Genomic DNA, 13825 nt, shown 5'->3' with positions numbered 1-13825 from the left:
ACCGACACTGCCGTCCCGGCGTCCCGGCGTCCCGGCGTCCCGGCGTCCCGGCGTCCCGGCGTCCCGGCGTCCCGGCGTCCCGGCGTCCCGGCGTCCCGGCGTCCCGGCGTCCCGGCGTCCCGGCGTCCCGGCGTCCGGCTAGTCCTGTTCGAGGGCCGGCAGGTCGGTGGCCGCGACACGCCGCAGGGCGTCCAGGCCCGCCGCGATGGTGGGCTGGAGTCCGGAGCCCGCCCGGACGGCGGCGATGACGCGGCGCGTGGGCACGGGGTCGGTGGTGATCCGGAGGCGCCGGGTGTCGTGGTGGGCGGGCAGGTCGGCGAGCCGCGGCACCAGCGCCACCCCGAAGCCACGCGCCACGAGGGCCGCCCCGGTGTCCCACTCGTCGGCGTAGTGCGCGATGTCGGGTGCGAAGCCGGCCGCGGTGCAGGCGAGCGTCACCAGCTGGTGGTACGCGCGGCCGGTGTTGCCGCAGATCCACGGATCGGCCGCGAGATCGCCGAGGCCGACGGTGTCGCGCCCGACCAGCGGGTGGTCGGGCCCGACGAGGATATCGAGGGGCTCGTCGAAGAGCTGGTGCTGGTCGAACGCCGCGTCCGAGGCGGGCGGGATGCTCGGCGTCGCGACCACGACGGCGAGGTCGGTGTCGTCGGCCGCGAGCAGGTCGAACGAGCGTGCGGGCTCGCTCTCGCGCAGGTGCACGCGCAGGGCCGGGTACTCGTCGCGGAGCAGGTCGAGGGCCCGCGGGACGACCACCGCGGCGGCGCTGGAGAACCCGGCGAAGCGCAGCGTGCCCCCGACGTCCCCGCTGCGGTGGGCAGCGAGGTCGGCCCGCGCGTGCTCCCACTGCGCGGTCAGCGTCTCCGCGTGGGCGATCAGCGTGTGCGCCGCCGGGGTGAGCCGGACGGTGCGCCCGACGGGCTCGAGCAGCACGACGTCGAGCTCGCGCGCGAGGGCCTGCATCTGGTGCGAGACCGCCGACGGCGTGAGCCGGCAGACCTCCGCGGCGGCCGTCACGGTGCCGTGCCGCGCGATCGCCTGGAGCACGCCGAGGCGCCGGTCAATCATGCAATGAACGTACAAGATCATGAGTCCGACGTTTCGATGGACGTGGACAGATTCCGGCGCCGACACTGCGAGCAGACACCACGGCGCCGACGCCGGCGGTGCACCCCCACCACCGTCTCGGCGCGCCCCTGGGCGCCCGCAGGAGTCCGAAATGTCGTTTTATCGGGTCATCGTCGTCGGCCTCGGAGGCCTGGGGTCGGCCGCCCTCTACCGGCTCGCGAGCGAGATCGGCGAGACCGGCGGGGACGGCGGGGACGGCGGGGACGGCGGGGCAGCCGGAGCAGGCGCGGGCGTCCTCGGCCTCGAGCAGTTCGAGCTCGGCCACACCCGGGGAGCCTCCCAGGACCACTCCCGGATCATCCGGCTCGCCCAGCACGAGCAGCACTACGCGGCGCTGGCCGCCCCGGCCTACAAGGCCTGGGACGAGGTCGAGGCCGAGTCCCGCCAGCAGATCGTCACGCGCACCGGCGGGCTGGTGATCGAGGACCGCGTCGCCCGCCGGGGCGCCGCCACCGGCAACCGCAACATCGAGGGCTACACCGCGATGTTCGACCGCTTCGGCGTCGCCTACGAGCGCCTCGACGCCGACGAGCTCGTCGCCCGCTGGCCCCAGTTCCGGGTCGACGGCGGCGAGCAGGCGCTCTACCAGCCCGAGTCGGGCATCGTCGACGCCGCGCGGGCCAACGCCGTGCACCTCGCGCTCGCCCGCGCCCACGGCGCCGAGGTCCGCGCGCACACCCCGGTGCGCGCCATCCGGCCGGACGGCGAGGGCGTCGCGGTGGTCACCGACACCGAGACCCTGCACGCCGACCGTGTCGTCGTCACCTCCGACGCGTGGACCAACCAGGTGCTCGCCGAGACCGGGACCCAGCTGCCCCTGACCGTCCTGCGCGAGCAGGTCACGTACTACGCGACGCCGCACCTCGCGGAGTTCGCGCCGTCGCACTTCCCGGTCTTCATGTGGCACGGCCGCCACAACTTCTACGGCTTCCCGGTCTACGGCGAGGTCGCGACCAAGCTCGGCCAGCACATGGGCGGCGAGGAGACCACCGCGGACGACCGGACCTTCGACCCGGATCCGGTGCGCCGCGGCCGGTACGCCGACTTCCTCGAGCAACACGTCCCCCGCTTCGGCGGGCCGGAGCTCTACTCGAAGACCTGCCTCTACACCGTCCCGCCGGACCAGGACTTCGTGCTGGACACGCTGCCGGAGCACCCGCAGATCACGGTCGCCAACGGCGCCGGTCACGCCTTCAAGTTCGCCGCCCTCATCGGGCGGCTGCTCGCCGACCTCGCGCTCGGACACGAGCCCTCGCACCCGATCGACGCCTTCTCGATCACCCGGCCCGCCCTGACCGACCCGAGCTTTCCGCGGAGCTTCCATGTCTGACACGCGTGTGAACCCGTACACCACCCTCCCGGCGCGCCCCGTCGACCCGGCGCTCTTCACGCTGGAGAGCACGTACCGCAGCACCCGCCTGCCGGTGGAGCTCGCCTCGACGCTACTGCCCGACGCGTACACCAGCCCGGAGTTCTTCGCCCTCGAGCGGGACCGCCTCTTCACCGACAGCTGGGTGCCGGTCGGCATCACGAGCGACGTCGCCCGGCACGGCGCCTGCGTCGTCGTCGAGGTCGCCGGGCGGTCGATCTTCGTCACCCGCAACCGGCACGGCGAGCTGCGCGCGTTCCACAACCTCTGCCGCCACCGCGCGACGAAGCTGCTCGACGCCGACGCCCGCGAGGTCGGACGCCGCGGGCGCATCCGCTGCCCGTACCACTCCTGGACCTACGACACCGACGGCGCGTGCTTGGGGACCCCGCTGTTCGAGGGCTCCGACATCCCCGAGGGCCAGGAGGCCATCTTCGACACCTCGATCGCGACGGGCTTCGACCGCGCCGACTACGGGCTGCTCGAGGTGGCCGTCGACACCTGGGGCCTCTTCCTCTTCGTCAACCTGGCGCCGAACCCGTCGCCGCTGGCCACCCAGCTCGGGGACCTGCCCCGGCGGTTCGCCGACTACCGGCTCGACGAGTGGGTGACCCAGCGCCGCCGCACCTACGACGTCGCGGCCAACCACAAGCTCATCGGCGAGAACTTCATGGAGTACTACCACCTGCCCTGGGTGCACCCGGAGCTGAACAAGGTCTCCAAGTTCTCCGACCACTACCGGTGGCAGGGCCCCGGGATGTACACGGGGATGTGCACCACGCCGGTGTCGCGCAACTCCGACGCCGGCGGCTGGGACGGGCTGCGCCCGCTGAGCTCGCTCGGCCCGCAGGACGCCGACAGCGGGCGGTTCGTGTGGCTGTTCCCGTCGACGGCGTTGGTCGTCCTGCCCAACCACGCGTTCGTGCTGTTCAACCGGCCCGTCTCGCCCAACCACACCGTCGAGACGGCCGTGCTGCTCGCCCACCCCGAGTCGCTCGGCGGGGAGGGCGGGGACGACACCGCCGAGGAGGGCGTCGAGCAGCTCGCGAAGTTCTGGGACCTCGTGAACACCCAGGACCTCGAGATCGTCGAGCGCGTCCAGGAGGGCCTCGAGAACCCGGCCTACCGCGGCGGTCGGATGTGCTTCCGGTTCGAGGAGCCGCTGCACCGCTTCCAGAACATGGTGATCGACAAGATGGTCGGCGTCGACCGCGTGCCCTCCGGCGACGAGAGCACCATGACCCGGATGTTCCCCGACCCGTGAGCGCGCCCGTGACAGCCGCGACCCTGACCCACGAGATCGCCGTCGAGGACCCCTCGACCGAGGAGACCATCGCGCGCGTCCCCCGCGGCACCGCCGAGGACGTCGACCGCGCCGTCGCCGCGGCCCGGGTCGGCGCGCGCCGCACCCGGACGATCGCCCCGGCCGACCGGGGACGGCTGCTGCGGGCGCTGGCCGCGGCCGTCGACGCCGAGCGCGAGGAGCTCGCCCGGCTCGAGACCCGGGACACCGGCAAGCCGCTGTCGCTCGCCCGCGGCGAGGTCGCCGGGTGCGTCGGCTACCTCGACTACTACGCCGGCGCCGCGGACAAGCTGCACGGCGAGACCATCCCGCTCGGCCCCGGCTCGCTCGCCTGGACCGTGCGGGAGCCCGTGGGCGTGACCGCCCACATCGTGCCGTGGAACGCGCCGCTGTCGATGCTCTGCCGCAGCGTCGCGCCGGCGCTGGCCGCGGGGAACACGGCGGTGGTCAAGCCCGCCGAGCAGACCCCGCTGACCGCGCTGCGGTTCGCCGAGCTCGCGCGCGAGGCGGGCCTGCCGGAGCACGCGGTCACGGTGGTCGCGGGCCTCGGCGCCGAGGCCGGCCACGCCCTGGCCGGGCACCCGTGCATCGGGTCGTTGACGTTCACCGGCTCGGTCGCCACCGGGCGGGCGGTGCTGCGCGCGGCCGCGGAGCACGTCACGCCGGTGGTCACCGAGCTCGGCGGCAAGTCCCCGCAGATCGTGTTCGCCGACGCCGACCTCGACGACGTCGCCGCCCAGGTCGTCACGGGTGTGACGGCGAACAGCGGGCAGTACTGCGACGCCGGGTCGCGCCTGCTGGTCGAGCGTGGCGTCCACGACGAGCTCGTCGCCCGCGTCGTCGCACGCACGGCGGCGCTGACCCTCGGCCCGGGGATCGACGACCCCGACCTCGGTCCGCTGGTCTCGGCCGAGCACCACCGCCGCGTGTCGTCCTACGTCGCGCTCGGGCAGGCCGAGGGCGCGGTCGTCGCCGACGGACCCCGCGCCGTCCCCGACCGCGGGCACTTCCTGGCCCCCGTGACGTTCACCGGCGTCACCCCGGAGATGCGGATCGCCCGCGAGGAGATCTTCGGGCCGGTGCTCGTGGCGATGCCGTTCGACGACGAGGAGCAGGCCCTCGCGCTGGCGAACGGCACCGACTACGGCCTGGGGGTCGGCATCCACACCCGCGACGTCGACCGCGCGCTGCGCGTGGCCGGGCAGGTCGAGGCCGGCTACGTGATGATCAACGAGTACTTCGCCGGCGGACCGTCGGTGCCGTTCGGGGGCACCAAGCTCTCCGGCACGGGCCGCGAGCGGGGCCTCGTCGCGCTCGACGGCTACCTGCGGGACAAGACCGTCGTCGCCCGGGTCGGCCCGCGATGACGACGGCCGCCGCCGACGTCGACGTCCGCACCCTGGGCGCGCAGCGCCTCGCCCGGGCCCAGCAGGCCCTGCGTGAGCACGACCTCCCCGCCGCGCTCCTGTTCGACCCCGCCAACGTCCGGTACGCGACGTGCGACGGGTCGTACCTCGTGGCGAACCTGCACTGCTCCTACCGCTGGGCGCTCGTGCTCGCCGAGCACGACCCGATCCTCTGGGAGCCGACCGAGTCGATCCCGCTCGCCCGCGGGCGGTTCGACGGCGAGATCCGCCCGACGACCTCGTTCACGTTCTTCGGGTCTGGCGACCGCAGCGCCGGGCACGCGCTCGCCGCGATGGCGGAGGTCCGCGACGCGCTGCGCGAGCGCGGGCTGGCCGGCGCGCCCCTCGGGATCGACCGGGCCGAGGCCGTCGTGTTCCTCGCGCTGGCCGAGCTCGGGGTCCACCTCGTCGACGCCGTCGGCGTGCTGGAGGTCGCGCGGTCGGTGAAGACCGATCTCGAACTGGCGGTGCACCGGGAGAACGCCCGGCTCACCGACGTCGCCGTGCGGCGCTTCCTCGAGCGCCTCGAGCCCGGGCGCACCGAGCTCGAGCTGTGGGCGGACCTCATGCGGGAGGCCTTCGCGAGCGGCGCCCTGCACTCCGAGAGCCGCCTGCTCTCCTCCGGGCCGCGGACGAACCCGTGGATGCAGGAGGCGTCCGGCCGCGTCGTGCGGGACGGCGAGCCGGTCGCCTTCGACACCGACCTCGTGGGGCCGCACGGCTACCTCACCGACATCTCGCGGACCTACGTCTGCGGCGACGCCGCCCCGTCGCGCGAGCTGCGCGAGGCCTACCGCGCGGCGTACGGCTTCGTCCGCGAGGCGATCCCCGAGTTCCGCGCCGGCCGGTCGTTCCGCGAGCTCGGCGAGCTGCTCGGCCCCCGGCTGCCCGCGGAGTACCGCGCCCAGCGCTACCCCTTCCTCGCCCACGGGTGCGGCGCCGCCGACGAGTACCCGGCGATCGTCGTCGACGGCCACCACGGCGGGGTGCTCGAGCCGGGCATGGTCATCAGCGTCGAGGCCTACACGGGCCGCGTGGGTGGCTCCGCGGGCGCGAAGTACGAGGACCAGATCGTGATCACCGACGCGGCGCCCGAACTGCTCTCCTCCGCGCCGGCCGAGGACCGCCTCCTCTGAGGCTCGCCCCGTGGTCCGGCTCACCCGTCTGGGAACCCGTCGACGTGGATACCCCGATCGGATGAATCCGGACCTCGCCGCACCCCACGACGCCACCGGCCTCCGTGGCCGCCGCGTCCTCGTCACCGGCGCGACCGGCTTCCTGGGCCGGCACCTGGTCCGCCGGCTGCTGCACCTCGAGGCCGAGATCCACGCCCTGACCCGCGGCGACGGGCCCCACGACCCCGCCCTCCCCGGGGTGATCTGGCACCGCGGCGACATCACCGACCCCGACGAGCTGGGGCGCGTCGTGCACGACGTCGCCCCGGCGGCCGTGTTCCACCTCGCCAGCCAGGTGGCGGGCGCCCGCGAGAGCGACCTGGCGATACCGATGCTCGAGGCGAACACCCGCGCGGCCGTCGCGGTGATGACCGCCGCGCACGAGCTCGGCGACTGCCGGGTCGTCCTCGCCGGCTCGCTCGAGGAACCCCACGGCGACGAGCCGCCGAGCTCCCCGTACGCGGCCGCGAAGTCCGCCGCCACCGGCTACGCCCGGCTGTTCCACGCGCAGTGGGACCTGCCGGTGACGGTGCTGCGGATCGCGATGGTCTACGGGCCCGACCAGCCCGACGACGGCAAGCTCGTGCCCTACGTCAGCCGGTGCGTGCTCGACGGGGTCACGCCGGAGCTGTCGAGCGGGACCCGGCTCGTCGACTGGGTGTACGTGGACGACGTCGTCGACGCCCTGGTCCGGGCCGCGACGAGCGAGCGGGCCGGGCACGTCCTCGACATCGGCTCCGGCCGCACCGCGAGCATCGCCGACGTCGTCACCGAGCTCGCCGACCTCGCCGGCTACGGCGGGCCGCTGGGCTTCGGCGACCGGGGCGACCGGCGCGACGACCACACCCTGGTCGCGGACCCGGGCCCCGCCGCCGAGCAGCTCGGGTGGCGCGCGACGACCCCGCGGCGCGACGGCCTCGCCAGGACCCTGGCCTGGCACGCGAACCCGCCGAACGTGCCGCTCGCCCGGCGGGGAGTCGATCACGCCCCCGTGTGACCATGGTCCCTCCCCGGCTCGGAGAAGAGGTGCGTGGTTGGACGGCGAGGCCCGCGACGAGGTCACGGACGACACCGCGGACGAGCTCCCGTTCGAACCGGCCGGGATCAGCTACGCCGAGCACTTCCATCCCGCGCGCCCGCGGGCGCTGCGCCACCGGCCGCGGGTGCGCCAGAGCGTCGTCCGCAACGCCGCCGCCCGTGACGGCGACGCGGTCGGCACCAACCCGGCCTACGTGGCGTGGCTCGTCTCGGAGTCGATGCTGGCCGACGCGAACACCATCTCCCGGCAGTTCTCGGGCCAGGGCGCGATGTGGCAGAACCCCTACGCCGACCCCGACCCGCGCCTGGCCGTCGAGACCGCGTCGGTGTGGTTCACCGCCTACCCGCTGTCGCTGATCACGCGGCCCGGCCAGTCGTTCCTCGCCGCCCTGGGCGAGGAGGAACTGTGGTCGGCGTTCGCCGACATCGGCATCGAGGCCCTGCACACCGGCCCGGTCAAGCGTGCGGGCGGGATCACCGGCTGGTCGAGCACCCCGAGCGTCGACGGGCACTTCGACCGGATCTCGACGGTCATCGACCCGGCGTTCGGCTCCGAGCAGGAGTTCCGGGCGATGTGCGGGATGGCCACCTTCCACGGCGGCACGATCATCGACGACGTCGTGCCCGGACACACCGGCAAGGGCGCCGACTTCCGCCTCGCCGAGATGGCCCACGCCGATTACCCCGGCATCTACCACATGGTCGAGATCGAGCCGGACGACTGGCACCTGCTGCCCGAGGTGCCGCCCGGCCGCGACTCGGTGAACCTCGACGCCGTCGTCGAGGAGCAGCTGGAGAAGTCGGGCTACATCATCGGCCGCCTCCAGCGAGTGATCTTCTACGCGCCCGGGGTCAAGGAGACCAACTGGAGCGCGACCCGCCCGGTCGTCGGCGTCGACGGCGTCGAGCGCCGCTGGGTGTACCTGCACTACTTCAAGGAGGGCCAGCCCTCGATCAACTGGCTGGACCCGTCCTTCGCCGGCATGCGCCTGACCATCGGCGACGCCCTGCACTCGCTGGCCGACCTCGGCTCCGGCGCGCTGCGCCTCGACGCCAACGGCTTCCTCGGCGTCGAGAAGAGCGCGGCCGAGGGCAACCCCGCATGGTCGGAGGGGCACCCGCTCTCGGAGGCCGCCAACCACCTCATCGCCAGCATGGTGCGCAAGGTCGGCGGGTTCACGTTCCAGGAACTGAACCTGACCATGGACGACATCCGCCAGGTCGGCGAGGCCGGCGCGGACCTGTCCTACGACTTCGTCAACCGGCCCGGCTACCACCACGCGCTCGCCACCGGCGACGCCGAGTTCCTGCGCCTGTGCCTGCGCACCTGCCGCGACACCGGCATCGACCCGGCCTCGCTCGTGCACGCGCTGCAGAACCACGACGAGGTGACCTACGAGCTCGTCCACTGGTCGACCGGGCACCGCGACGACGTCTTCACCTTTCGCGGCGCGCCCGCCACCGGCGCCGAGATCGGCGACACCGTGCGCCAGGAGCTGGCCGCCCACCTCGCGGGCGAGCGCGCGCCCTACAACCTGGTGTTCACCACCAACGGCATCGCCTGCACCACCGCGACCGTCATCGCCGCCACCCTGGGGATCACCGACCTGGACGCGATCGGCGACGACGACGTCGACGCGATCCGGCAGATCCACCTGCTGCTGGCCATGTTCAACGCGATGCAGCCGGGCGTCTTCGCGCTGTCGGGCTGGGACATCACCGGGATGCTCACGCTGCGGCCCGAGCAGGTCGGGAGCCTGCTCTCCGAGGGCGACACCCGCTGGATCCACCGGGCGGCGCACGACCTCATGGGCCTCGACCCGGCGGCGTCCCGCTCGGCCGAGGGCATGCCCCGCGGGCGCAGCCTCTACGGCAGCATCCCCGAGCAGCTCGCCGACGAGACCAGCTTCCTGCGCCAGCTCGCCGCGATCCTCGGGGTGCGCAAGCACTACGGCATCGCCACGAGCCGCCAGGTCGAGATCCCGGACGTCTCGCACACGGGCCTGCTCGTCCTCGTCCACGTGCTCGACGACGGGCGGCACGCCCTGACGGTGCTGAACTTCGCCGCCGAGCCGGTGACGACAACGGTCCGCGCCGAGGCCCTCCCGCCCGGCGGCACGGTCATCGACATGTTCACCCAGGAGACGGTCGCCGTCGTCGACGACCTGCGCTCCTTCGCGGTCGACCTCAACGCCCACCAGGGTCACGCGCTGCTCGTGGAGGCACCGGACGGGGCCTGAGGGCCTGGAACCGCGCGGCCCGGCGGAGGACCATCACTCCGCATGGCCACGGTGAGCGTGCGGTACATCGTCGACGACGTCGATGCCGCGATCTCCTTCTACTGCGGGCGGTTGGGCTTCCACGAGGACATGCACCCCGCCCCGACGTTCGCGATGCTGAGCAGGGGCGACCTGCGCCTGGTCCTGTCGGCCCCCGGCGGGGGCGGGGGCGGCGGGCAGGCGATGCCGGACGGGACGGTGCCGCGCCCCGGCGGGTGGAACCGCTTCACCCTCGAGGTCGCCGACCTCGAAGGCCTCGTCGGGGAGCTGCGGGCCGCCGGCACGCGGTTCCGCAACGACGTCGTCACCGGCGTGGGCGGCAAGCAGATCCTGCTCGAGGACCCGTCCGGCAATCCCGTGGAGCTCTTCGAGCCGACCCGCGCGGAGGCCCGGCTCTAACCCGGGTCCGGCATCGGCGGTGGGTCGTCGGGCAGGGCGAGGGTGCGCCGCGGCGTGGGCCGGTGACCGAGGAACGCCGGCCGGTTCGCGTGGCCCAGCAGCAGCGGGAGCAGGTCGCGCGCGGCGAGGGCCCCGTACCAGCCCGCGTGCGCCGGGGCCTCGCCGAACGCGGTCACCGTGTCGGGGCGGACGCCCGGCCCGGCCACGACGAGCGGGGTGGGGTCGCCGGTGTGCAGCACGCCGCCGGTCGAGGGCGTCGCGTGGTCGCCGGTGACCGCGACGACCGCCTCGTCGGCGAGGTCGAGCAGGTCCGCGAGACCGGCGTCGGCGGCCTCGATCGCCTCGAGCTTGGCGCGGGGGCGCTTGGTGTGGCCGGCGTCGTCGGTGGCCTTGGTGTGCACGTGCACGAACGCCGCGCCCTCGGCCAGCAGCGCGCGGCAGGCGTCCAGCCGCGCCACCAGGTCCGCGGCGAGGTCGGGCACCGAGGCGAGGTCCCGGGTCCGCAGGCCGAGCAGGGCCGCGAGACCACGGTAGAGCCGGGTGCTGGTCACGGCGGCGCCGGGGACGCCGACCTGCTCGCCGAACGACGGCACCGGCCCCAGCGCTCCCGACCACTTCGTGGTGACGACGTCGAGGGCCGGCGCGCCCCGCGCGCGGCGGGCGGCGTTGACGGGGTGGGCGCGCAGCGCCGACCGGGCCGCGACGAGCAGCTCCGTGAGGGCCGCGGCGGTCGGCGCCGCCCCCGCCGCGCCCTCGACCGGGAGCACCCGCAGCCATGGGTGGCGGTCCTCGAAGAAGGGGTCGGAGTCGGTGACGCCGCCGTCGGCGTGGCCGGGCAGGAGCAGCACCGCCTCGCTGCGGGCGCGCCCCCCGGGGCGGTCGAGCGGGACGAGCCGGTGCCCGTGCGTGCCGGCGAGATCCACGACGTCGGTGAACAGCGCCGCCGCGTCCTCGGCGTCGTCACGGCCGACCCGTCCGGTGATCCATACGCGCCCGTCGGCGTCGGCCGAGGACGTCCGCAGCGCCGCGTGCGTGACGGCGACGCCGGCCGGGACGTCCACGCCCGCCCCGAGCGCCTCGAGCACCGCGCGGCCGGGGAAGGGCACGTCGCCGAACCCGAACACCGCCCAGTGCGCGAGCTCCGACGAGGGCGCCCGGCCCCAGCCGAACGGCAGGTGCCAGCCCGAGGCGCCGCGGGCGGCGAGCGCGTCGAGGACCGGCGTGTGCGCGGCCTCGGCGGGCGTGCGGTCCCCCAGCTCGGGTACCGGGCGGTCGCCGAGACCGTCGAGGACGACCAGCACCACCGGGCGGCGGTCGTCGTCGAGCCGGGGCTGGGTCTCGCCGTGGCCGGGGGGTCTCACGTCAGCAGATCCTCGAGCACGGGCACGGTCGCCGGCGGCACGAGGTCCCGCCAGGTGCCGTCGGCGAAGTGCGCGCGGATGTCGGTCGCGTCGAGCTTCGCGACGGGGTCGCCGTCGACGACCACGACGCGGTAGCCGCCGTCGGTCAGACGACCGGCCTTGTCGGACTCCCACGCCGAGTACGCCCGCACGTAGTGCACCGCATCGCGGGGGACGTACTCGGCCCAGACCTCGGGACGGGTGAGGTCGAACGGTACGACCATCGAACGGTCGCCCATTCCCGCACCGGCCAGCGCGGCGGCGAGCAGGCGGGCGCGCTCGTAGTAGGTGAACGGGTTGGCCGCGTCGGTGTGCCGGTGGGCCGACGTGGACTCGGCGTGGCGGGCCCCGGTGTCGGGGTTGGTCACGGCGACGACGAGACGGTCGTGCTCGGCGAGCGCGAGCGCGAACAGCTCGAGGTGCTGGGCGTGCACCGGCTGGAAGCGCCCGGTGACGGCGGCGAGCGTCGTCATCGCGTCCCGCGGAGCAGGCCGCGGGCGATCGCGTTGCGCTGGATCTCCACCGTCCCGGCCGGGATCTTGAGGTTCCGGGCGAGGCGGTAGAGCTTCTCCTCCGGCGAGCCCTTGCGCAGCCCGGTGCCGCCGTGGACCTGCAGGGCACGGTCGGCGACGCGCAGGAACGCCTCGTCGTTGATCACCTTCACGAGGCTCATGAGGCGCGGGGCGTCCGGGTGCAGCGGCACGCCGAAGGCGCCGCCGGGGAGGGCGTCGAGCTCGGCCTGCGCCTGCAGGGACGCCGCCCGCGCCGCGTACACGTCGGCGTCGATGTCGGCGAGCATGTGCTGCACCGCCTGCAGGTCGGCGATCGGCGCGCCGCCGGAGGTGCGCTGCCCCGCGCGGTCGAGGGCCCGGTCGAGCAGCCACGTGCCCCAGCCCGCGCACATCCCGCCCCGGCACAGACGCCGCCAGTTGATCCACGCCATGGCCAGCGCGAAGCCGTCGCCGGGCTCGCCGACGACGTTCTCGGCCGGCACCCGCACCCCGTCGAGGTGCAGCTCGCCGGTGAGCCCGTCGTCGAGCATGGTCGGGATGTCGCGGCCCCGGGTGAAGCCCGGGCTGGTGGCGTCGACGAGGAACATCGACAGCGAGCGGGTGCCGGCGCCGGGGTCGGTGACCGCGGTGATCTGGACGACGTCGCAGAAGTGCGCGTTGGTGATCCACGCCTTGGTGCCGTCGAGGATCCAGTCGCTGCCGTCGCGGCGCGCACGGGTCTCCATGGCGAGCACGTCGGTGCCCACGGCGATCTCGGTGTTGGCGAACGCCGCGGTGATCTCCCCGGCCAGCAGCGGCGCGAGCCACCGCTCCCGGGCCGCGTCGGAGCAGTGCTCGATCGCGGGGTTCGGGCCCTCGGTCCACGCCAGCGCCGCGAGACCCAGCCCGAGGCCGGCGTGCCGGTAGACGTACTCCTCGACGTGCTGCATCTCGGCGCGGGTGAAGTCGCTGAAGCCGAGGCCGCTGGGCACGTGCGGCGCGTAGAGGCCGGCGGCGGCCGCGCGGCGCTGGGCCTCCCGCCGGGCCTCCCACACCGCCGGGTGCATCCGCCCCGCCTCGTCGAGACGGGGGTTCCACGGCGTACCGGCGTCCTGCCCGGCCAGCGCGGCCTCGAGCGGGGCGACGTCGGACTCGAGGAAGGCGCCGAAGCGCTCGGTGTAGTCGGCGACGCGGTCGGTACGTCCGGGGGTGCTCGTCACGGGCCAGCCCTACGGCGCCGGGCGTGGTCCCGTCAACCGCTCGCTAGGGTCGACGGCGTGCCGGTGCTGCGCGCAGACGCCTCCCTCCTCCTCGTCGTCGACCTCCAGGAACGCCTCATGCCCGCCATCGCGGACGGCGGGGCCGTGCTCGACAACGCGAGCAGGCTCGTCCGCGGTGCGACGCGGCTCGGCGTCGCCGTCCACGTCACCGAGCAGAACCCCGCCGGGCTCGGGCCGACGGTCTCGGCGATCGCGGACCTCCTCCCGGACCCGCCGGTGGCGAAGACGGCGTTCGGCGCGCCCGTCCCCGCGCACCCCGGCACCGTCGTCGTCGCCGGCTGCGAGGCCCACGTGTGCGTGCAGCAGACCGTCCTCGGCCTGCGCGCGGCGGGCCGCGACGTGGCCGTCGCCGCCGACGCGGTCGGCAGCCGCACGGAGGCGAACCGCGACCGGGCGGTCGAGCGGATGCGCGACCACGGCGTCGACGTCGTGACCACCGAGATGGTGCTGTTCGAGTGGCTCGGGGACAGCGAGCACGAGGCCTTCCGCGAGGTCCAGAAGCTGATCAAGTGACAGGTCGGGTACGTGTGCGCTAACGTTCGTCGCGACTGACCCTGGAG

General features: G+C 74.5%; 12 protein-coding genes. 8 read left to right on the top strand and 4 right to left on the bottom strand.

Features of this window, described 5'->3' with window-relative positions; genetic code table 11:
- Window positions 1-138: 138 nt before the first annotated feature.
- Complete coding sequence (locus QSK03_RS19735; protein WP_285655532.1) at window positions 139-1065, bottom strand: LysR family transcriptional regulator; 927 nt, start codon at window positions 1063-1065, stop codon at window positions 139-141.
- A gap of 151 nt (window positions 1066-1216) precedes the next feature.
- Between QSK03_RS19735 and solA the strand changes: the two genes are divergently transcribed.
- The 7 genes from solA to QSK03_RS19700 all read left to right on the top strand — a co-directional run bounded on the left by solA (window position 1217) and on the right by QSK03_RS19700 (window position 10094).
- Complete coding sequence (gene solA, locus QSK03_RS19730; RefSeq protein ID WP_285655529.1) at window positions 1217-2455, top strand: N-methyl-L-tryptophan oxidase; 1239 nt, start codon at window positions 1217-1219, stop codon at window positions 2453-2455.
- Window positions 2448-3758: an aromatic ring-hydroxylating oxygenase subunit alpha gene (locus QSK03_RS19725; RefSeq protein ID WP_285655525.1), complete on the top strand. Its 1311-nt coding sequence runs from the start codon at window positions 2448-2450 to the stop codon at window positions 3756-3758. Before solA ends, QSK03_RS19725 begins: the two co-directional genes overlap by 8 nt.
- An 8-nt stretch (window positions 3759-3766) precedes the next feature.
- Window positions 3767-5164: an aldehyde dehydrogenase family protein gene (locus tag QSK03_RS19720; protein WP_285655522.1), complete on the top strand. Its 1398-nt coding sequence runs from the start codon at window positions 3767-3769 to the stop codon at window positions 5162-5164.
- Window positions 5161-6339: a M24 family metallopeptidase gene (locus QSK03_RS19715; protein ID WP_285655519.1), complete on the top strand. Its 1179-nt coding sequence runs from the start codon at window positions 5161-5163 to the stop codon at window positions 6337-6339. The genes QSK03_RS19720 and QSK03_RS19715 overlap by 4 nt, the downstream gene beginning before the upstream one ends.
- A 61-nt stretch (window positions 6340-6400) precedes the next feature.
- On the top strand, window positions 6401-7375 hold the full coding sequence (locus QSK03_RS19710; RefSeq protein WP_285655516.1) for an NAD-dependent epimerase/dehydratase family protein: 975 nt from the start codon (window positions 6401-6403) through the stop codon (window positions 7373-7375).
- 37 nt (window positions 7376-7412) lie between these two features.
- Window positions 7413-9656: a maltose alpha-D-glucosyltransferase gene (treS, locus tag QSK03_RS19705; protein WP_285655513.1), complete on the top strand. Its 2244-nt coding sequence runs from the start codon at window positions 7413-7415 to the stop codon at window positions 9654-9656.
- Between the two features lie 42 nt (window positions 9657-9698).
- The gene (locus tag QSK03_RS19700) at window positions 9699-10094 is read left to right on the top strand and encodes a VOC family protein (RefSeq protein WP_285655510.1); all 396 of its coding nucleotides are present in this window, start codon (window positions 9699-9701) and stop codon (window positions 10092-10094) included.
- Here the strand turns inward: QSK03_RS19700 and QSK03_RS19695 are convergent.
- Genes QSK03_RS19695 through QSK03_RS19685 form a run of 3 tightly spaced genes read right to left on the bottom strand, consistent with a single transcriptional unit; the run spans window position 10091 to window position 13205 of the window.
- Window positions 10091-11455 carry an alkaline phosphatase family protein gene (locus QSK03_RS19695; RefSeq protein ID WP_285655507.1) on the bottom strand — a complete coding sequence of 455 codons (1365 nt, stop codon included), beginning with the start codon at window positions 11453-11455 and terminating at the stop codon, window positions 10091-10093. The two genes, QSK03_RS19700 and QSK03_RS19695, sit on opposite strands and share 4 nt — an antisense overlap.
- The gene (locus QSK03_RS19690; protein ID WP_285655505.1) at window positions 11452-11967 is read right to left on the bottom strand and encodes a cytidyltransferase; all 516 of its coding nucleotides are present in this window, start codon (window positions 11965-11967) and stop codon (window positions 11452-11454) included. The genes QSK03_RS19695 and QSK03_RS19690 overlap by 4 nt, the downstream gene beginning before the upstream one ends.
- Window positions 11964-13205, bottom strand: coding sequence for an acyl-CoA dehydrogenase family protein (locus tag QSK03_RS19685; RefSeq protein ID WP_285655503.1), 1242 nt, complete (start codon window positions 13203-13205; stop codon window positions 11964-11966). The genes QSK03_RS19690 and QSK03_RS19685 overlap by 4 nt, the downstream gene beginning before the upstream one ends.
- A gap of 57 nt (window positions 13206-13262) precedes the next feature.
- Between QSK03_RS19685 and QSK03_RS19680 the strand changes: the two genes are divergently transcribed.
- The gene (locus QSK03_RS19680; protein WP_285655501.1) at window positions 13263-13778 is read left to right on the top strand and encodes an isochorismatase family protein; all 516 of its coding nucleotides are present in this window, start codon (window positions 13263-13265) and stop codon (window positions 13776-13778) included.
- Window positions 13779-13825 lie beyond the last annotated feature (47 nt).

The organism is Actinomycetospora sp. NBRC 106375, from assembly GCF_030269665.1.
Lineage (GTDB): Bacteria > Actinomycetota > Actinomycetes > Mycobacteriales > Pseudonocardiaceae > Actinomycetospora.
Note: the sequence above shows the minus strand (reverse complement) of the source record. Positions and strands in the feature narration are given on the sequence as shown.